Below are 18,962 nucleotides of genomic sequence, written 5' to 3'. Positions count from 1 at the left end.
ACGGAGGACGACCGCCCCATGACCGACATCGACGCGCCCTCCGCCCTGCTGAAGGCGGCGGACGACCAGGGTCTCGACGCCCGTCTCGTGGTCGACCGGGGCACCTTCCGGTTGGACGTGTCCCTGCGCGCGGCCCCCGGTGACGTGGTCGCGCTGCTCGGCCCGAACGGTGCGGGCAAGACCACCGCTCTGCGCGCCCTCGCGGGCCTCGTCCCGCTCTCCGAGGGCCATCTGCGGCTGGACGGCACCGCCCTGGAGCGCATCCCGCCGGAGAAGCGTCCGGTCGGCGTGGTCTTCCAGGACTACCTGCTCTTCCCCCACCTGACCGCGCTGGACAACGTGGCCTTCGGGCCGCGCTGCCACGGCACCGGCAAGGCCGAGGCCCGCGCGCAGGCCGCGGCCTGGCTGGAGCGGATGGGCCTGACCGAGCACGCGGGCGCCAAACCCCGCCGTCTCTCCGGCGGCCAGGCCCAGCGGGTCGCGCTGGCCAGGGCGCTCGCCACCCGGCCCCGGCTGCTGCTCCTGGACGAGCCGCTCGCCGCGCTGGACGCCCGTACCCGCCTCGAGGTCCGCTCCCAGTTGCGGCGGCATCTGGCCGAGTTCGAGGCGGCCGCCGTACTGGTGACGCACGATCCGCTGGACGCGATGGTGCTCGCGGACCGGCTGGTGGTGGTCGAGCACGGCCAAGTGGTGCAGGAGGGGACGCCCACCGAGATCGCCCGGCACCCCCGCACCGACTACATCGCGCAGTTGGTCGGCCTCAACCTCTACCGGGGCGAGGCCGACGGGCACGAGGTACGGCTGGACGGCGGGCCGTCGATCACCACCACCGAGGACCTGTCGGGGCCGGTGTTCGTGGCGTTCCCGCCGGTCGCCGTCACCCTGTTCCGGGACCGTCCGACCGGGGCGAGCGCCCGCAATCTGTGGCGCTGCGAGGTGGCCGGTCTGGAGACCCACGGCGACCAGATCCGCGCGGACCTGACCGGGGAGATCCGGCTCGCCGCCGATCTCACCACGGCGGCCGCCGCCGAGCTGGACCTGCACACCGGGGCGCCGGTCTGGGCGACCGTCAAGGCGACGCAGACCCACGCATACCCGGCATAAGGCCGCTCAGCCACTACGGTGTGGCCCCATGAGCATGAGCATCCGCAACCAGCTTCCCGGCACCGTCACGGCGGTCCACCCCGGCGAGGTCATGGCAACCGTCAAGATCCGGCTGGACGGCGGTCAGCAGTTGACCGCGGCGATCACCGAGGAGGCCACCAAGGAACTCCGGCTGGCCGAGGGCACGCCCGTGCACGCCCTGGTGAAGGCGACGGAGGTGTCCCTGGCCACCGGGCCGGTCGACCACATCTCCATCCGCAACCAGCTCGCGGGCACGATCAGCGAGATCACCATGGGCACGGCGATGGCCTCGGTGAAGGTCGCGGTGCCGGGCGCCGAGGTGACGTCGGCCATCACCCACGAGTCGGCGGCCGAGCTGAAGCTGGCGGAGGGCGACTCCGTGGTGGCGCTGATCAAGTCCACCGAGGTCTCGCTGGCCACGGCCTGAGCGGACACGAGGAAGGCCCCCCGCCCAGAACCGGGCAGGGGGCCTTCTCTCATACGCGTGCTCAGTCCTCGTACACGTCCAGCGGCGGGCAGGAGCAGACCAGGTTGCGGTCGCCGAACGCCTGGTCGATACGGCGCACCGGCGGCCAGTACTTGTCGGCGGCCGAGACCCCGGCCGGGAAGACGGCCTCCTCACGGCTGTACGCGTGCGTCCACTCGCCGCCCAGGGCGGCCGCGGTGTGCGGGGCGCCGCGCAGCGGGTTGTCCTCGGCGGGCCAGACGCCGGAGGCGACCTTCTCGATCTCCGCGCGGATGGCGATCATCGCGTCGCAGAACCGGTCCAGCTCGCCCAGGTCCTCGGACTCGGTCGGCTCGATCATCAGCGTGCCGGCCACCGGGAAGGACATGGTCGGCGCGTGGAAGCCGTAGTCGATCAGGCGCTTGGCCACGTCGTCCACGCTGACGCCGGTCGCCTTGGTCAGCGGGCGCAGGTCGATGATGCACTCGTGCGCGACCAGATTGCCGGGGCCGGTGTAGAGCACCGGGAAGTGCGGCTCCAGGCGCTTGGCGATGTAGTTGGCGGACAGCACGGCCACCTGGGTGGCGCGCTTGAGGCCCTCGCCGCCCATCAGACGGACGTACGCCCAGGAGATGGGCAGGATGCCGGCGCTGCCCCAGGGCGCCGCCGAGATCGGGCCGACGCCCGTCTCCGGACCGGCCGCGGGCTGCATCGGGTGGTTGGGCAGGTACGGCGCCAGGTGGGCGCGGACCGCGACCGGGCCGACGCCGGGGCCGCCGCCGCCGTGCGGGATGCAGAACGTCTTGTGCAGGTTCAGGTGGGAGACGTCACCGCCGAAGTGGCCCGGCTTGGCGAGACCGACCAGGGCGTTGAGGTTGGCGCCGTCCACGTAGACCTGGCCGCCCGCGTCGTGCACCCGGGCGCAGATGTCGGCGACGTGCTCCTCGAAGACGCCGTGCGTCGACGGGTAGGTGATCATCAGCACGGACAGCTCGTCGTGGTGCTGCTCGATCTTCGCGCGCAGGTCCTCGATGTCGATCTCGCCGTCCCCGGCGGTCTTCACGACGACGACCTTCATCCCGGCCATCACCGCGCTCGCGGCGTTGGTGCCGTGCGCGGAGGACGGGATGAGGCAGACGGTGCGCTGCGCGTCGCCGTTGGCCCGGTGGTAGGCGCGTACGGCGAGCAGCCCGGCCAGCTCGCCCTGGGAGCCGGCGTTGGGCTGGAGGGAGACCTTGTCGTACCCGGTGACCTCGGCGAGCCGGTCCTCCAGCTCGCGGATGAGGGTGAGGTAGCCCTCGGCCTGCTCGGCGGGGGCGAAGGGGTGCAGCGCGCCGAACTCGGGCCAGGTGACCGGCTCCATCTCGGTGGTCGCGTTCAGCTTCATGGTGCAGGAGCCGAGCGGGATCATGCCCCGGTCGAGCGCGTAGTCGCGGTCGGACAGCTTGCGCAGGTAGCGCAGCATGGCCGTCTCGGAACGGTGCTCGTGGAATACCGGGTGGGTGAGGTAGTCGTCGGTGCGCAGCAGCGCCTCGGGCAGGGTGTCCTGGGCCGCGCCGTCGAGCGCCTCGATGTCGCCCTCGACGCCGAAGGCGGCGAAGACGGCCTCGAGCCGGGCCCGGTTGGTGGTCTCGTCGCAGGCCATGGAGACGTGGTCGGCGTCGACGAGGCGCAGGTTGACCCCGCCCTCGCGGGCGGCGGCGACGACCTCGGCGGCCCTGCCGGGCACGCGCGCGGTGAGGGTGTCGAAGTAGGCGCCGTGCACGATCTCGACACCGCCGGCGCGCAGGCCCTCGGCGAGGATCGTGGCGTAGCGGTGAGTACGGCCGGCGATGGTCCGCAGGCCGTCGGGGCCGTGGTAGACGGCGTACATGCCGGCCATGACGGCGAGCAGCACCTGGGCGGTGCAGATGTTGCTGGTGGCCTTCTCGCGGCGGATGTGCTGCTCGCGGGTCTGGAGCGCGAGGCGGTACGCGCGGTGCCCGTCGGCGTCGACGGACACGCCGACCAGGCGGCCGGGCAGGCTGCGGGCGAACTTCTCGTGCACGGCCATGTAGCCGGCGTGCGGCCCGCCGAAGCCCATGGGCACGCCGAAGCGCTGGGTGGTGCCGATGGCGATGTCCGCGCCCAGCTCGCCGGGCGAGGTGAGCAGGGTGAGCGCGAGCAGGTCGGCGGCGACGGTGACGAGGGCGCCCAGCTCGTGCGCCTGCTCGATGACCGGCTTCAGGTCGCGTACGGCACCGGAGGCGCCGGGGTACTGGAGCAGGACGCCGGTGACGGCGCGCTCGGCGATGTCGGCCGGGATGCCGTCGCTCAGGTCGGCGACGACGACCTCGACGCCGGCCGGCTCGGCGCGGGTCTCGATGACGGCGATGGTCTGCGGCAGGGTGTCCGCGTCGACCAGGAAGAGGCCCTTCTTGTTCTTGCCCATGCGCCGGGAGAGCGCCATCGCCTCGGCGGCGGCGGTTCCCTCGTCCAGCAGGGAGGCACCGGAGGTGGGCAGCCCGGTGAGGTCCGCGACCATCGTCTGGAAGTTCAGCAGGGCTTCGAGCCGGCCCTGGGAGATCTCCGGCTGGTACGGCGTGTAGGCCGTGTACCAGGCGGGGTTCTCCATGACGTTGCGCAGGATGACCGGCGGGGTGAAGGTGCCGTAGTAGCCCAGGCCGATCATGGAGCCGAGGACCTGGTTGTGGTCGGCGAGACCGCGCAGCTCGGCGATCACCTCGGCCTCGGTGCGGGCGCCGGGCAGGTCGAGGGCGTCGGCGTTCTTGATCACGTCCGGCACCGCGGCGGCGGTCAGCTCGTCGAGGGAGCCGTAGCCGACCTGCGCGAGCATCTTGGCCCGCGCCTCCTGGTCGGGCCCGATGTGGCGGTGCTCGAAGGGGATGCCCGCTTCGAGTTCGGCGAGCGGGATGCGAGGGGCGGTCATGTGCGGAGGCCTCCTGGTCTGACGCGACCTGCGAGGGGCACCACGGCTCGGGTGCCCACCGGCCTCCCCCTCTGTCATCTCGTACCTGAGAGCTTCGCCGGGGGCCTGCGGACCCCGACTTGCACCGTCGGTGAGAGCGGGAGCCGTGACGCCCGCCCTGCTTTCCAGAGTGACCTCGTCCGTGCGGTACGGGGGCCTGAGAGATTCCGGGGAGGAGTTGCTCCTTCGGCGCCTCCGAATGGCTCGGAGGACTCTCCCGCACGGGGTCAGCAGCCGAGTTCAGCCTACCAGCGGGGTCCTGAGCGCGGCGTTCGAGTGGCCGCCCGGCTGATTCTGCTCTTTTGTAGTGCTTACGGATGAGTTGCGACCATGTGGAGGGAGAGGGATCGTGCAGACCGACATCGATCCGCGCAGCCTGATCGGCCGCAAGGCGTTCGACCGCGCCGGCACCAAGATCGGCACCATAGACGAGGTGTACCTCGACGACGCGACCGGCGTCCCGGAGTGGGCGGCGGTGCGCACCGGCCTCTTCTCCCGCGACGCGTTCGTCCCGCTGGAGCCCAGCGAGCTGGTCGACGGCGCGCTCCGCGTCCCCTTCGAACGCGCCCTCATCAAGGACGCCCCCGACTTCGGCGTCGGCCGCCACCTCTCCCCCGAGCAGGAACTCCAGCTCTACCACCACTACGGCCTCGACGTGGGCCCCTCCGCCAGGCCCACCCCGGACCGTGACTTCGGCAAGGTCGCGGGCACCGAGGAGTCCTGAGCCCCTCCCCTCATCCGGCGTCCGTCTCCCCCTCCGCAGCGGCCGCCTCCACCTGAGCCACCAGCGGGAGCGGGTCGGCCGGTTCCAGGCCGGCGTCGTCGGACCGGAACGTCCGTACCCGGCCCGGCGCCGAGAGCGGAGTCTCGAAGCGCACCGTGACCCGCCCCAGGCCACTGCCCTGCACCCACCCGTGCCCGTACTCCGGGTGCCGTACGTCCTGGCCCGCCCGCCACTCCGGCGCGGCGGGCTCGGATCTCTCCGGGCCGAAGTCGGGGGCGCTCTCCTCCGGGGTCTCCTCGGCCAGCTCCCCCGCCGCCTGGGCGAACAGGTCCTCCTGGGTGTAGTCGGCCAGCCCGGACACGCCGACGCCCAGCAGCCGGACCCCGCCCGTGGTGTCGACGGAGTCCAGCAGCCGCGCGGCCGCCTCCCGGATGACGGCGGGGTCGTCCGTGGGCCCCCGCAGCGTCTCGGAGCGGGTCAGGGTGGAGAAGTCGTAACGCCGCACCTTGAGCACGATGGTGCGGCCGGAGAGACCGGCGCCGCGCAGCCGCCGTACGCACCGGTCGGCGAGCCGGCGGACCTCAAGACCGATGCGCAGCCGGTCGTGGATGTCGACGGCGTAGGTGTCCTCCACCGACACCGACTTGGCCTCGCGCTCGGCCACCACCGGCCGGTCGTCGCGGGCCAGCGCCATCGCGTACAGCGCGTGCCCGTGCGCCTTGCCGAGCAGCCGGACCAGTTCGTCCTCGCCCGCCTCGGACAGTTCCAGCACGGTGGTGATCCCGGCGCGCCGCAAGTGGTCGCCGGTGGCGGGGCCGACGCCGGGCAGGGTGCGCACGGGCATCGGGGACAGCAGGGCGCGCTCGGTGCCCGGTTCGATGAGGACCAGGCCGTCGGGCTTGGCCCGCTCCGAGGCGATCTTGGCCAGCATCTTGGAGGCGGCGAGCCCCACCGACCCGGTCAGTCCCGTCACCGCCCGGATGTCGGCGCGCAGCCGGGCCCCGGTCTCCCGCGCCGACGCCTCGTCCCAGGCGACGTTCCCGGCCTCCAGGTCCACGAACGCCTCGTCCAGGCTCAGCGGCTCCACCAGCGGGGACAACTCCCGCAGCAGCGCCATCACCTGGTCGCTGATCGAGCGGTACAGCGCGAAGCGCGGCATGAGGTACGCGGCGTTCGGCGCGAGGCGCCGGGCCTGCGCGGTGGGCATCGCCGAGTGCACCCCGAACACCCGTGCCTCGTACGACGCGGTCGCCACCACCCCGCGCGGCCCGATCCCGCCCACCACGACGGCCTTGCCGCGCAGGCTCGGCTTGGACGCCTGCTCCACCGAGGCGAAGAAGGCATCCATGTCGAGATGGAGGATGGTGGGCGCGTTTCTCACAGGTCCGATGCTGCACCACACCACTGACAACGGCCCCACGCGGGGACGCCCTGTGGAAAACGGTGCCGGCCGGTCTCAGACGGCGCGGTTGCGCCGCCGCGCCAGTTCATCGGCCGGGTTGTGCCCGATGAGCGTCTCACCGGTGTCGACGCGCTCGCCGTGGAGCTGGGACAGGGCGCTCTCCACATCCCGCCAGACCACGCCGACGGCGATCCCGAAGATGCCCTGGCCGCCCTGGAGCAGCGCGTGGACCTCGTCCGGGGAGGTGCACTCGTAGACCATGGCGCCGTCGCTCATCAGGGTCATACGCTCCAGGTCGCGGAACCCGCGCTCCCTGAGGTGCTGCACGGCCGAGCGGATGTTCTGGAGCGAGACACCGGTGTCCAGGAACCGCTTGACGATCTTCAGCACGACCACGTCGCGGAAGCTGTACAGCCGCTGGGTGCCCGAGCCGTGCGCGGGCCGTACGCTCGGCTCGACCAGTCCCGTACGGGCCCAGTAGTCGAGCTGCCGATAGGTGATCCCGGCGGCCGCACAGGCCGTGGGACCGCGGTATCCGATCTCCTCGGACGTCATGGCCGCCGCCCCTTCACCGTCAGGCACCACCGTCGGCCGCTGCGGAGCGTGATCGGCCACGCCGCCGAGCTGTGGGTGTCCCCCGCCCGGTCGAAACCGTGCGCTCGGGGGAAGGTACGGGCCGCTGTCCCCGAAACCGTGTCCGGGGGCACCCCCAGCCGTACCGTCGCCGCTCATCCTCACGCCGACCTCCGTCCTTGACCTGCCTTGTCGACGGTAGGCAGTCACCAGGGGTGCGTCAACGATCGCCACACTCGGCACGCCGAGTGATAATCACCCTGAGAGTGGTTTCTCGTGTCCCACCGCGGGGAAAGGCTAGCCGAATGCGCTCGCGGAGAGGCGTAGGACGCTCTCACGGGACGTTGGCATGTGCCCCCGCGCGGGCGTCACGGTGCGCCACGAGCCGGCCGGATGCGGACCCTTCGTCCACCCGGCCGGCCCCGGCGTCACTGGCTGCTGGTACCGAAGTCCTCGGGCGAGATCTGGTCGAGGAACTCGCGGAACTTCTCCACCTCGTCCTCCTGCTCGTCCGGGATGGCGATGCCCGCGTCGTCCAGCACCCCGTCACTGCCGTAGATCGGCGTGCCGGTGCGCAGGGCGAGCGCTATGGCGTCGGACGGCCGCGCGCTCACCTCGACCCCGCTGGCGAACACCAGCTCCGCGTAGAAGACGCCCTCTCGCAGATCGGTGATGCGTACTTCGGTCAGCTCCTGGCCGACCGCCTCCAGCACGTCCTTGAACAGGTCGTGCGTCAGCGGACGCGCGGGAGCCATGCCCTGCTGGGCGAAGGCGATCGCCGTCGCCTCCCCCGGCCCGATCCAGATAGGGAGGTAGCGGTCGCCTCCCACTTCGCGCAGGAGCACGATCGGTTGGTTGGAGGGCATTTCGACCCGGACACCTACGACATCGAGCTCGTTCACACAGCAACCCTAGGCCGTGCTCGGGACGTTTGGGTAGTCGGGCAGGGAACAGGTGGGCGATCCGGCGCAAGCCGACCGGGTGGGGGCACACCGCCCGTCAGGGCAGCCGTACCCCGAGCGCGGCCTTCACGAGCGCCGAGTGCAGCTTCATGGTGAGCGCCGCCAGCTCCTTGGTACGGGCCTCCGCGAGCGTCCTGGTCTGCGGATTGCGGTGCCGCTTCAGGGGGGCGACGACCTGGTCGACCAGCCCCGCCTCTCGCTCGGCGGCCGCCTTCATCACCCGCAGGTGGCGGGGTTCGATACCGAACCGGCCCAGTTCGGCCACCAGCGCGGCCACGGTGACGGCCTCGGCGTCGTACACGCCGTCGGCCAGGGGGGCGAGGAGCCCGTAGGACTCCCACTCGCGCAGTTCGGCCTCGTCGATGTCGGCCGCCGCCAGCAGTTCGTCCCGGCCGATCCGGGCGACCGTGGACCGCTCGGGCTCCTCCGGCTCGCCGTCGCCGCTGCGCTGCCGGCCGACCAGGGGCAACGGGGCGGCCTCGCCGCGCTCCATGGCGTCCAGATGCTCCCGGATCACCTTGAGCGGCAGATAGTGGTCCCGCTGCATCCTGAGGACATGGCCGAGGCGATCCACGTCACGGGAGCTGAACTTGCGGTACCCCGAGGGGGTCCGCTGCGGCTCGATGAGCCCCTCCGACTCCAGGAAGCGGATCTTGGAGATGGTGACTTCGGGGAATTCGTCGCGCAGCACGTTCAGCACCATGCCGATGCTCATCAGCCCACTGTCCCTGGCGGCGGTACCGCTTCCGGCACCGCCGCTCGGTGTTTGAAGCATGGACCTTCCCTGGGGTTCCCCCGGACGGGCGTCCGGGGGTGGGTCAGACTCCTTGCCGGCTCGCGTAGAAGACCAGCCGGTACTTGCCGATCTGCACCTCGTCACCGTTGGCCAGCGCCACCTGGTCGATCCGCTCGCGGTTGACGTAGGTGCCGTTGAGGCTGCCCACGTCGGCCACCGTGAAGGAACCGTCGGGCGAGCGGCGGAACTCCACATGGCTGCGGGAGACCGTCACGTCGTCCAGGAAGATGTCGCTCTGCGGGTGACGCCCCGCCGTGGTCAGGTCGCTGTCCAGGAGGAAGCGGCTGCCGGAGTTCGGACCCCGGCGGACCACCAGCAGTGCCGAGCCGATCGGCAGCGCGTCGACCGCCGCCTGCGCCTCGGGCGACAGCATCGGCATCGCCGTCTGACCGGTCACCTCGGAGTCGTACGCCTCGATGCCGGAGATGGAGATCGTGGAGGTGGTCTCCGACGGACGCTCCGGCGCCACACCGGGACGCAGGGGCGCCCCGCAGTGGGAGCAGAAGCGGGCGTTCTCCGCGTTGCGGTTCCCGCACCTCGTACACACCAGGTCCGACATGGACGGAGCCTCCTGCCGCGACGGTTGCCCGAAACCTATGCCGCCGCCCTGGCCAGGGTCAACGGACGCCGCGCCCTGTCCACCGGAAGTGCCACCACCCGGACCAGTCACCTGGTCCCGGAACAGCGGACGCTGCCCTTCCTCGTCGGGCTGTGCGCGATGACGGGCCGTCGCGTTGTCGTTGCCCTCTCGCGCGCTCTTGCCGAACAACTTCCCAAACAACTTCACGGGCGATTCCCCTTGACCGAAACAGACCCGCCCGTGGGGCAGGACGAACCCAGAATGCCTACACCGACCGATCCGGACATCTTCACAACGTCCGTATCCACCCGACAGTTTCCACCACGCACCACCCCTTCGGTGCGGCGACCCCCCGCAACCTCATGCCCCCGCCCGACGCCGCCCATGCACCGCCGGTTCACCGGGAGGACGACCGAGCGTAGTCAGGCAGCTTCGCTTGCCGCAAGGCATCCACGACGATCTTGTCCGAGCGCTCCACACTCACCGTGGCCTGCTCCTTCTCCAAGCTCTGCACCACGCCTCCAGGGATGTTCAACGCCGGTTCGAGGTCCTGCGGCTTGCCGATGACCTCGAAACGATAAGGGGCGTTGATCTTGTTCCCGTCGACCGCGACGCTACCGTCTGTATCCGAGAAGTATGTGTTCGCCACCACGCGCACCCCATTGACCTGTATCGCCTCGGCACCGGCCGCGCGCAGTTCCTGGATCGCGTCGAGCAGCATGTCGGACTCGACGGCTCCCTTCGTGTCCTGGACGGTCATGGTGATGCCGGGACCGGTGGCACCCACGGTGCCCGCGAGTATGCCGAGTTGGCGCTCCTTCTCGGCGGTCTGCCGGCGCGCCTCGGCGGCCTGGTCCGAGCTGCTCTGCAACTCCTGACGCTGCTTCTCCAGTCCCTGCTTCTCGTCCTCAAGACGCTGAGTACGGTCGTCCAGTTCATCGAGGATGCGGACCAGATCCTCCTGGCGGGCCCCGCGCAGCGCGCTGTCGCCGTCGCTGTTGGAGGCCACCTGCACGGCCAGCCCGAAACCGAGCCCGAACAGCAGCAGCGCCACGATGAGTTGGGCGCGCGTCAGCCGGGGCGGCCAGAGACCGTCGATCAGCCGCTGACGCCCGGTGAGCTGCGGCTGGGGCGCCTGCTCCGACGCGGGCCCGGCGGGAGCGGGTTCGGGCGCGGGCTCCGGGGCCGGCCGGGGCGCGGGGGCTTGGGGCGGCAGTTCCGCGGGCAGTTCCTTGCGCAGCCCGTTCTCCGGCCGCTCCTCCTGGTCGCTCATGCCGGTCACGCCCGGAAGACGTGGCGCCGGATCGCCGCCGCGTTGGAGAAGATCCGGATGCCCAGGACCACGACGACACCGGTGGACAACTGCGCGCCCACGCCCAGCTCGTCGCCCAGGAACACGATCAGCGCGGCCACGACCACGTTGGACAGGAACGACACCACGAAGACCTTGTCGTCGAAGATGCCGTCCAGCATCGCCCGCAGCCCGCCGAACACGGCGTCCAGCGCCGCCACGACGGCGATGGGCAGATACGGCTCGACCACCGCCGGAACCTCGGGCCGGACCAACAGTCCGGCCACCACTCCCACGACGAGGCCCAGTACGGCGATCACGATGTGCCCTTCTCAGTCTTCTCGGCCTGCTCGGCGCTCGGCTGTGCTGTTCGTACGATCACACTCGGTGCGGCGGGCAACCGGACGTCGCCCTCCGCGGAGATGGCGGTGCGGATACCGAAGTTGTCCTGGAGCGCGTGCAGATACAACCCGTCGGCGCTGTTCTGGAACGCGGTGCTCAGCTTTTGCCCGTCCCCCACCGCCAGCACCGTGTACGGCGGCACCAGCGGCCTGTTGTCGACCAGTATCGCGTCACCCGCGGCCCTGATCGCGGACAGGGCGGTCAGCCGCTGCCCGTTGATGGACACCGCCTCCGCGCCGGACGCCCACAGCCCGTTGACCACGCGCTGCATGTCCCGGTCACGCACCCGCCCGGTGTCGGAGAAGCCGGCGGACTCACGCGGATTGGTGCCGTCTCCCCCGGTGCTCGCCTCCTTGGCGTCGTTCACCACGAGCTTCACGCCTGGCCCACGTACGGCGGTGGCACCCGACAGCAGGCTCACGAGGTCCGCCTGGCTGCCCCCGGTCTGCCGCAGCGCCGCCCGCTGCCGTGCGCCGACGTCCTCACGGAGCTGGTCGACACCGCTCTCCAGCTTGTCCGCGGCGGTGGTCTCCCGGTCGATGCGGTCGATCAGCTCCTGGCGCTCCTTGGCCACCACGGGCGCCGCGACATGCGCCTGCGACGCCCCGACCGTCACCACCAGGGCCGCGAGCACGAGGCCGCCCGCTAGGCCCAGCTTGGCGCGGAGGGTCTTCGGCAGACCGCCCTCACCCGCGGACTTCCTGCGCGCGGCGGCCTCGGCGTACCCGTCGTCGAGGCTGTGGTCCATGACGCTGGTGATCAACGACATGGAGGCGTCCGGACGCCTCGGCCGCGCGGGGCTGCTCCGAACGGGGGGTTGCTGCGGCATGCCGCACATCGTCGCATGCCGCGAGCGGTGTCTTCGAACGAGCCCCATACACCTGCCGGACAGCACCCCCAGCGGGGACACTGTCCGGCAGGTTCACAGCGTTGTGGCGATCAGCGTCCGGCGCTGTCCACCACGGCCGACCACTCGTCCAGCAGGGCCTGCGCGGAGGCGTCGTCGGGGCCCTCCGCCCACAGGTGCGTGACCGCCTCGGCCGGGTCGGGCAGGACCATCACCCAGCGGCCGTCGCTCTCCACGACCCGCACGCCGTCGGTGGTGTCCACGGAACGGTCGCCCGCCTCCTCCACGACCCGGCGCATGACCAGACCCTTGACCGCCCACGGCGTCGCCAGGTCCCGCTTGAGGACATGGGCCCGCGGAATCCGGGCGTCGATCTGGCTCAGCGTGAGCTGTGTCCGCGCCACCAGCCCGATCAGCCGCACGAACGCCGCCGTGCCGTCGTAGACGCTGCTGAACTCGGGGACGATGAAGCCGCCCTTGCCGTCACCGCCGAAGATGGTCTCCTCCTCGCCGCCGACCCGTGTGAGGTCGTCGGGCGAGGTGGTCGTCCACTCCACCTGGGTGCCGTGGTACGCGGCCACCTGCTCCGCGATCCGGGTGGTGGTCACCGGCAGCGCCACCCGGCCGCTGCGGCGCTCGGCGGCGACCAGGTCGAGCATCACCAGCAGCGCCCGGTCGTCCTCGATGATGCTGCCCTTCTCGTCCACGAGCGACAGCCGCTCGCCGACCGGGTCGAACCGCACCCCGAACGCCGCCCCGGAGGACGCCACGATCTCTCCGAGCCGCTCCAGGCCCTTGCGCCGCATCTCCTCGGTCTCGGTGGGCCGGGACTCATCCAGACCGGGGTTGATGGTCAGCGAGTCCACGCCGAGCTTGCCGAGCAGGCTGGGCAGGACCAGGCCGGCGCTGCCGTTGGAGGCGTCGACGACGACCTTCAGCCCGGACTCGGCGATCCCGGTCGTGTCCACGTTCCGCAGCAGCGACCCGGTGTAGGAGTCGTAGACGCTCGACGGGAAGTACAGGTCACCGATCTCGCCGGGGAACGCCCGCCGGTACTCCTGGCGCGCGAACACCCGGTCCAGCTTGCGCTGGCTGCCCTGGGAGAGGTCCGCGCCCTTGGCGTCGAAGAACATGATGTCCACGGAGTCCGGCACACCCGGCGAGGTCCGGATCATGATGCCGCCGGAGCTGCCCCGCGCGGTCTGCTGCCGGGCCACGGGCAGCGGCACGTTCTCCAGGTCACGCACGTCGATCGCGCTCGCCTGGAGCGCCGAGATCACCGCGCGCTTGAGCGCACGGGCGCCTCGGGAGTGGTCACGGGCCGTGGTGACCGTGGTGCCCTTCTTCAGCGTGGTCGCGTACGCGCCGGCCAGCCGCACGGCCAGCTCCGGCGTGATCTCCACGTTCAGGATGCCGGTGACCCCGCGCGCCCCGAAGAGGTGCGCCTGGCCCCTGGACTCCCAGATGACCGAGGTGTTGACGAAGGCGCCGGCCTCGATGGTCTTGAACGGGTACACCCGGACGTTGCCCTGGATGATCGACTCCTCGCCGATCAGGCACTCGTCACCGATGACCGCGCCGTCCTCGATCCGCGCGGCCCGCATGATGTCGGTGTTCTTCCCGATCACACAGCCGCGCAGATTGCTCTGCTGGCCGACGTACACGTTGTCGTGGACGACGGCCTTGTGCAGGAAGGCACCGCTCTTGACGACCACGTTGGAGCCGATGACGGAGTGCTCGCGTATCTCCGCGCCCGCCTCGACCTTGGCGTAGTCACCGATGTAGAGCGGCCCGCGCAGCACCGCGTCGGGGTGCACCTCGGCACCCTCGGCGACCCAGACGCCGGGCGAGATCTCGAATCCGTCGATGTCGACGTCGACCTTGCCCTCGAGAACGTCGGCCTGGGCCTTCACATAGCTCTCGTGGGTGCCGACGTCCTCCCAGTAGCCCTCGGCGATGTAGCCGTAGATGGGCTTGCCTTCCTTCATCAACTGGGGGAAGACATCTCCGGACCAGTCGACGGGGACATCAGGATCGACATAGTCGAACACCTCGGGCTCCATCACGTAGATGCCCGTGTTCACCGTGTCGGAGAAGACCTGGCCCCAGGTCGGCTTCTCGAGGAAGCGCTCGACCTTGCCCTCCTCGTCCACGATGGTGATGCCGAACTCCAGCGGATTGGGGACCCGGGTCAGGCAGACCGTGACCAGGGCTCCCTTCTCCTTGTGGAAGTTGATCAGCTCGGTGAGGTCGAAGTCGGTCAGCGCATCACCGGAAATGACGAGGAAGGCGTCGTCCTTGAGCGCGTCCTCGGCGTTCTTGACGCTTCCGGCGGTACCGAGTGGCTTCTCCTCATTGGCATACGTGAGCTCCATGCCGAGTTCTTCGCCGTCACCGAAGTAGTTCTTGACGAGCGACGCCAGGAACTGCACGGTGACCACGGTCTCGTTGAGCCCATGCTTTTTGAGCAACCTGAGCACGTGCTCCATGATCGGGCGGTTCGCCACAGGCAGGAGCGGCTTGGGCATGCTAGAGGTCATGGGGCGCAGGCGTGTGCCTTCGCCTCCGGCCATCACGACGGCCTTCATGTCGGAAGCGTCCTCCTCGAAGAGACGACGGTCTAGCCGACTTCACCCGCCAAGATTGTCCCGCACTTTTACGTCGCGGGCCATCGAAGCGTCACGTCGTGGACGATCGCGGAGTTCCGTCGGCCAACGAGTCCGCGCGCACCAGACGGCGGACCTGGACCATATAAAGCACTCCTGCCCACCAATACAGGGTTGTACCCCATCCGGCGAACGCCCATCCGAAAACAGCGGCGAGTGACGCGATCCAACCGCTTCCGTCACTGAGCAGCAGCAACGGGAAGGCGTACATCAGGTTGAAGGTGGCCGCCTTGCCGAGGAAGTTCACCTGGGGCGGCGGATAGCCGTGCCGGCGGAGGATGCCGACCATCACCAGCAGAACCAGTTCTCGGGCCAGCAGCAGCGCGGTCAGCCACAACGGCAGGATCTCCCGCCAGGTGAGGCCGAGGAGCGTGGAAAGGACATAGAGCCGGTCGGCGGCCGGGTCGAGAAGCCGGCCGAGGCTGCTGACCTGGTTCCAGCGCCGGGCGAGCTTGCCGTCCAGATAGTCGCTGACTCCGCTCAGTGCCAGGACCAGGAGAGCCCAACCATCACTCTTGGGGCCTCCGAACTCCGGCCTGAGGATCAGCCACAGGAACAGAGGGACACCGGCGAGCCGAGCCATGCTGAGGATGTTGGGGATGGTGAGGACCCGGTCCGTCTGGACGCGGGTCTCCTGGACCTCCACCCGGAAGCCTCCTGTACGAAAAGTGCCGACAATGCCCCTGACCCTACCGCAACGCAAAAAAGCTCCGGCTCTCGGGCTGTATGCCCAAGAGCCGGAGCTGTAAAAGGAGTTCGGCGGCGTCCTACTCTCCCACAGGGTCCCCCCTGCAGTACCATCGGCGCTGTGAGGCTTAGCTTCCGGGTTCGGAATGTAACCGGGCGTTTCCCTCACGCTATGACCACCGAAACACTATGAAACTTTCAAACCGTCATGTGTGGCACATGAGGCTGTTCGTGGTTTCAGAACCAACACAGTGGACGCGAGCAACTGAGGACAAGCCCTCGGCCTATTAGTACCAGTCAACTCCACCCGTTACCAGGCTTCCATATCTGGCCTATCAACCCAGTCGTCTACTGGGAGCCTTACCCTCTCAAGGAGGTGGGAATACTCATCTCGAAGCAGGCTTCCCGCTTAGATGCTTTCAGCGGTTATCCCTCCCGAACGTAGCCAACCAGCCATGCCCTTGGCAGGACAACTGGCACACCAGAGGTTCGTCCGTCCCGGTCCTCTCGTACTAGGGACAGCCCTTCTCAATATTCCTACGCGCACAGCGGATAGGGACCGAACTGTCTCACGACGTTCTAAACCCAGCTCGCGTACCGCTTTAATGGGCGAACAGCCCAACCCTTGGGACCGACTCCAGCCCCAGGATGCGACGAGCCGACATCGAGGTGCCAAACCATCCCGTCGATATGGACTCTTGGGGAAGATCAGCCTGTTATCCCCGGGGTACCTTTTATCCGTTGAGCGACGGCGCTTCCACAAGCCACCGCCGGATCACTAGTCCCGACTTTCGTCCCTGCTCGACCCGTCGGTCTCACAGTCAAGCTCCCTTGTGCACTTACACTCAACACCTGATTGCCAACCAGGCTGAGGGAACCTTTGGGCGCCTCCGTTACTCTTTAGGAGGCAACCGCCCCAGTTAAACTACCCATCAGACACTGTCCCTGATCCGGATCACGGACCCAGGTTAGACATCCAGCACGACCAGACTGGTATTTCAACGACGACTCCACACACACTGGCGTGCATGCTTCACAGTCTCCCAGCTATCCTACACAAGCCGAACCGAACACCAATATCAAACTGTAGTAAAGGTCCCGGGGTCTTTCCGTCCTGCTGCGCGAAACGAGCATCTTTACTCGTAGTGCAATTTCACCGGGCCTATGGTTGAGACAGTCGAGAAGTCGTTACGCCATTCGTGCAGGTCGGAACTTACCCGACAAGGAATTTCGCTACCTTAGGATGGTTATAGTTACCACCGCCGTTTACTGGCGCTTAAGTTCTCAGCTTCGCCACAACGAATTGTGACTAACCGGTCCCCTTAACGTTCCAGCACCGGGCAGGCGTCAGTCCGTATACATCGCCTTACGGCTTCGCACGGACCTGTGTTTTTAGTAAACAGTCGCTTCTCGCTGGTCTCTGCGGCCACCCCCAGCTCACCGTGTAAAACGGATCACCAGTGATGGCCCCCCTTCTCCCGAAGTTACGGGGGCATTTTGCCGAGTTCCTTAACCATAGTTCACCCGAACGCCTCGGTATTCTCTACCTGACCACCTGAGTCGGTTTAGGGTACGGGCCGCCATGAAACTCGCTAGAGGCTTTTCTCGACAGCATAGGATCATCCACTTCACCACAATCGGCTCGGCATCAGGTCTCAGACTATGTGCAAGGCGGATTTGCCTACCTTGCGTCCTACACCCTTACCCCAGGACAACCACCGCCTGGGCTGGACTACCTTCCTGCGTCACCCCATCACTCACCTACTAACCGCTTGGGCCGGCGGCTCCACCACTTTCCATTCCCCGAAGGGTCCGGAACGGCTTCACGGCCTTAGCATCACGATGCTCGATGTTTGACGCTTCACAGCGGGTACCGGAATATCAACCGGTTATCCATCGACTACGCCTGTCGGCCTCGCCTTAGGTCCCGACTTACCCTGGGCAGATCAGCTTGACCCAGGAACCCTTAGTCAATCGGCGCAAACGTTTCTCACGTTTGTATCGCTACTCATGCCTGCATTCTCACTCGTGAACCGTCCACAACTCGCTTCCGCGGCTGCTTCACCCGGCACACGACGCTCCCCTACCCATCCATACAGGCGTTGGCCCTATTGTATGAATGACACGACTTCGGCGGTACGCTTGAGCCCCGCTACATTGTCGGCGCGGAATCACTAGACCAGTGAGCTATTACGCACTCTTTCAAGGGTGGCTGCTTCTAAGCCAACCTCCTGGTTGTCTCTGCGACTCCACATCCTTTCCCACTTAGCGTACGCTTAGGGGCCTTAGTCGATGCTCTGGGCTGTTTCCCTCTCGACCATGGAGCTTATCCCCCACAGTCTCACTGCCGTGCTCTCACTTACCGGCATTCGGAGTTTGGCTAAGGTCAGTAACCCGGTAGGGCCCATCGCCTATCCAGTGCTCTACCTCCGGCAAGAAACACACGACGCTGCACCTAAATGCATTTCGGGGAGAACCAGCTATCACGGAGTTTGATTGGCCTTTCACCCCTAACCACAGGTCATCCCCCAGGTTTTCAACCCTGGTGGGTTCGGTCCTCCACGAAGTCTTACCTCCGCTTCAACCTGCCCATGGCTAGATCACTCCGCTTCGGGTCTTGAGCGCGCTACTGAATCGCCCTATTCGGACTCGCTTTCGCTACGGCTTCCCCACACGGGTTAACCTCGCAACACACCGCAAACTCGCAGGCTCATTCTTCAAAAGGCACGCAGTCACGACGCACTGAGTAAACTCAATGCGCGACGCTCCCACGGCTTGTAGGCACACGGTTTCAGGTACTATTTCACTCCGCTCCCGCGGTACTTTTCACCATTCCCTCACGGTACTATCCGCTATCGGTCACCAGGGAATATTTAGGCTTAGCGGGTGGTCCCGCCAGATTCACACGGGATTTCTCGGGCCCCGTGCTACTTGGGTGTCTCTCAAACGAGCCGCTGATGTTTCGACTACGGGGGTCTTACCCTCTACGCCGGACCTTTCGCATGTCCTTCGCCTACATCAACGGTTTCTGACTCGTCCTGTCGCCGGCAGACGACAGAAGAGAGATCCCACAACCCCGCACACGCAACCCCTGCCGGGTCTCACACGTATACGGTTTGGCCTCATCCGGTTTCGCTCGCCACTACTCCCGGAATCACGGTTGTTTTCTCTTCCTGAGGGTACTGAGATGTTTCACTTCCCCTCGTTCCCTCCACACTGCCTATGTGTTCAGCAGCGGGTGACAGCCCATGACGACTGCCGGGTTTCCCCATTCGGAAACCCCCGGATCAAAGCCTGGTTGACGGCTCCCCGGGGACTATCGTGGCCTCCCACGTCCTTCATCGGTTCCTGGTGCCAAGGCATCCACCGTGCGCCCTTAAAAACTTGGCCACAGATGCTCGCGTCCACTGTGCAGTTCTCAAACAACGACCAGCCACCCATCACCCCGAACCCTTACGGTCCGAGTGCACTGGGGCCGGCGACTGAGGAAAACC

Annotated in this window: 14 protein-coding genes, 2 rRNA genes and 1 riboswitch; of the genes, 3 read left to right on the top strand and 13 right to left on the bottom strand. The window is 67.9% G+C overall.

Going from position 1 to position 18,962, the window contains the following annotated elements:
- Positions 1-18 precede the first annotated feature (18 nt).
- Together OG448_RS26045 and OG448_RS26040 are read left to right on the top strand one after the other, a co-directional pair.
- Positions 19-1,104, top strand: a complete 1,086-nt coding sequence (locus OG448_RS26045) for an ABC transporter ATP-binding protein (RefSeq protein ID WP_405557311.1) — start codon at positions 19-21, stop codon at positions 1,102-1,104.
- Between the two features lie 28 nt (positions 1,105-1,132).
- Positions 1,133-1,552, top strand: a complete 420-nt coding sequence (locus OG448_RS26040) for a molybdopterin-binding protein (protein WP_405557310.1) — start codon at positions 1,133-1,135, stop codon at positions 1,550-1,552.
- Positions 1,553-1,613: 61 nt separating this feature from the next.
- Here the strand turns inward: OG448_RS26040 and gcvP are convergent, their stop codons facing one another.
- Entirely contained in the window at positions 1,614-4,499 is a 2,886-nt protein-coding gene (gcvP, locus tag OG448_RS26035; RefSeq protein WP_405557308.1) for an aminomethyl-transferring glycine dehydrogenase, read from the bottom strand.
- A gap of 174 nt (positions 4,500-4,673) precedes the next feature.
- Positions 4,674-4,768, bottom strand: a riboswitch (glycine riboswitch).
- A 119-nt stretch (positions 4,769-4,887) separates the two neighbouring features.
- On the opposite strand from gcvP, the gene OG448_RS26030 reads away from it, so the two are divergent.
- Positions 4,888-5,262: a PRC-barrel domain-containing protein gene (locus tag OG448_RS26030; protein ID WP_350907416.1), complete on the top strand. Its 375-nt coding sequence runs from the start codon at positions 4,888-4,890 to the stop codon at positions 5,260-5,262.
- A gap of 10 nt (positions 5,263-5,272) precedes the next feature.
- Here the strand turns inward: OG448_RS26030 and OG448_RS26025 are convergent, their stop codons facing one another.
- The 12 genes from OG448_RS26025 to OG448_RS25970 form a co-directional block, all read right to left on the bottom strand.
- On the bottom strand, positions 5,273-6,643 hold the full coding sequence (locus tag OG448_RS26025; RefSeq protein WP_405557306.1) for a DNA polymerase IV: 1,371 nt from the start codon (positions 6,641-6,643) through the stop codon (positions 5,273-5,275).
- Between the two features lie 75 nt (positions 6,644-6,718).
- Positions 6,719-7,402 carry a MerR family transcriptional regulator gene (locus tag OG448_RS26020; RefSeq protein ID WP_086695648.1) on the bottom strand — a complete coding sequence of 228 codons (684 nt, stop codon included), beginning with the start codon at positions 7,400-7,402 and terminating at the stop codon, positions 6,719-6,721.
- A gap of 263 nt (positions 7,403-7,665) precedes the next feature.
- Complete coding sequence (locus OG448_RS26015) at positions 7,666-8,139, bottom strand: bifunctional nuclease family protein (protein WP_004002801.1); 474 nt, start codon at positions 8,137-8,139, stop codon at positions 7,666-7,668.
- 97 nt (positions 8,140-8,236) lie between these two features.
- Positions 8,237-8,974: a MerR family transcriptional regulator gene (locus OG448_RS26010; RefSeq protein ID WP_405557304.1), complete on the bottom strand. Its 738-nt coding sequence runs from the start codon at positions 8,972-8,974 to the stop codon at positions 8,237-8,239.
- Between the two features lie 43 nt (positions 8,975-9,017).
- Positions 9,018-9,890 (bottom strand): FHA domain-containing protein, encoded by an 873-nt coding sequence (locus OG448_RS26005; RefSeq protein WP_405558959.1) that lies wholly within the window; start codon positions 9,888-9,890, stop codon positions 9,018-9,020.
- A gap of 82 nt (positions 9,891-9,972) precedes the next feature.
- Positions 9,973-10,848, bottom strand: a complete 876-nt coding sequence (locus OG448_RS26000; protein ID WP_405557302.1) for a DUF881 domain-containing protein — start codon at positions 10,846-10,848, stop codon at positions 9,973-9,975.
- A gap of 5 nt (positions 10,849-10,853) precedes the next feature.
- The gene (locus tag OG448_RS25995) at positions 10,854-11,186 is read right to left on the bottom strand and encodes a small basic family protein (protein ID WP_030808725.1); all 333 of its coding nucleotides are present in this window, start codon (positions 11,184-11,186) and stop codon (positions 10,854-10,856) included.
- Positions 11,183-12,106 carry a DUF881 domain-containing protein gene (locus OG448_RS25990; protein ID WP_405557300.1) on the bottom strand — a complete coding sequence of 308 codons (924 nt, stop codon included), beginning with the start codon at positions 12,104-12,106 and terminating at the stop codon, positions 11,183-11,185. Before OG448_RS25990 ends, OG448_RS25995 begins: the two co-directional genes overlap by 4 nt.
- A gap of 101 nt (positions 12,107-12,207) precedes the next feature.
- Positions 12,208-14,703, bottom strand: a complete 2,496-nt coding sequence (locus tag OG448_RS25985; protein ID WP_405557298.1) for a sugar phosphate nucleotidyltransferase — start codon at positions 14,701-14,703, stop codon at positions 12,208-12,210.
- Positions 14,704-14,794: 91 nt separating this feature from the next.
- Complete coding sequence (locus OG448_RS25980) at positions 14,795-15,427, bottom strand: CDP-alcohol phosphatidyltransferase family protein (protein WP_031181999.1); 633 nt, start codon at positions 15,425-15,427, stop codon at positions 14,795-14,797.
- Between the two features lie 108 nt (positions 15,428-15,535).
- Positions 15,536-15,652 (bottom strand): 5S ribosomal RNA (gene rrf, locus OG448_RS25975).
- 83 nt (positions 15,653-15,735) lie between these two features.
- Positions 15,736-18,858: ribosomal RNA gene (locus OG448_RS25970) — 23S ribosomal RNA — on the bottom strand.
- Positions 18,859-18,962 lie beyond the last annotated feature (104 nt).

Source organism: Streptomyces sp. NBC_01171 (assembly GCF_045039805.1).
Classification (GTDB): Bacteria; Actinomycetota; Actinomycetes; order Streptomycetales; family Streptomycetaceae; genus Streptomyces.
The sequence above is the reverse complement of the archived record's forward strand: the minus strand, read 5'-3'. Positions and strand labels throughout refer to the sequence as shown.

Excerpts from the sequence above, each read along its gene's own strand:
- OG448_RS26000 (WP_405557302.1), bottom strand. The coding sequence starts at position 10,848 with ATGAGCGACCAGGAGGAGCGGCCGGAGAACGGGCTGCGCAAGGAACTG.
- OG448_RS26040 (WP_405557310.1), top strand. The coding sequence starts at position 1,133 with ATGAGCATGAGCATCCGCAACCAGCTTCCCGGCACCGTCACGGCGGTC.
- OG448_RS26010 (WP_405557304.1), bottom strand. The coding sequence starts at position 8,974 with ATGCTTCAAACACCGAGCGGCGGTGCCGGAAGCGGTACCGCCGCCAGG.
- OG448_RS25990 (WP_405557300.1), bottom strand. The coding sequence starts at position 12,106 with ATGTGCGGCATGCCGCAGCAACCCCCCGTTCGGAGCAGCCCCGCGCGG.
- OG448_RS25985 (WP_405557298.1), bottom strand. The coding sequence starts at position 14,703 with ATGAAGGCCGTCGTGATGGCCGGAGGCGAAGGCACACGCCTGCGCCCC.
- OG448_RS26045 (WP_405557311.1), top strand. The coding sequence starts at position 19 with ATGACCGACATCGACGCGCCCTCCGCCCTGCTGAAGGCGGCGGACGAC.
- gcvP (WP_405557308.1), bottom strand. The coding sequence starts at position 4,499 with ATGACCGCCCCTCGCATCCCGCTCGCCGAACTCGAAGCGGGCATCCCC.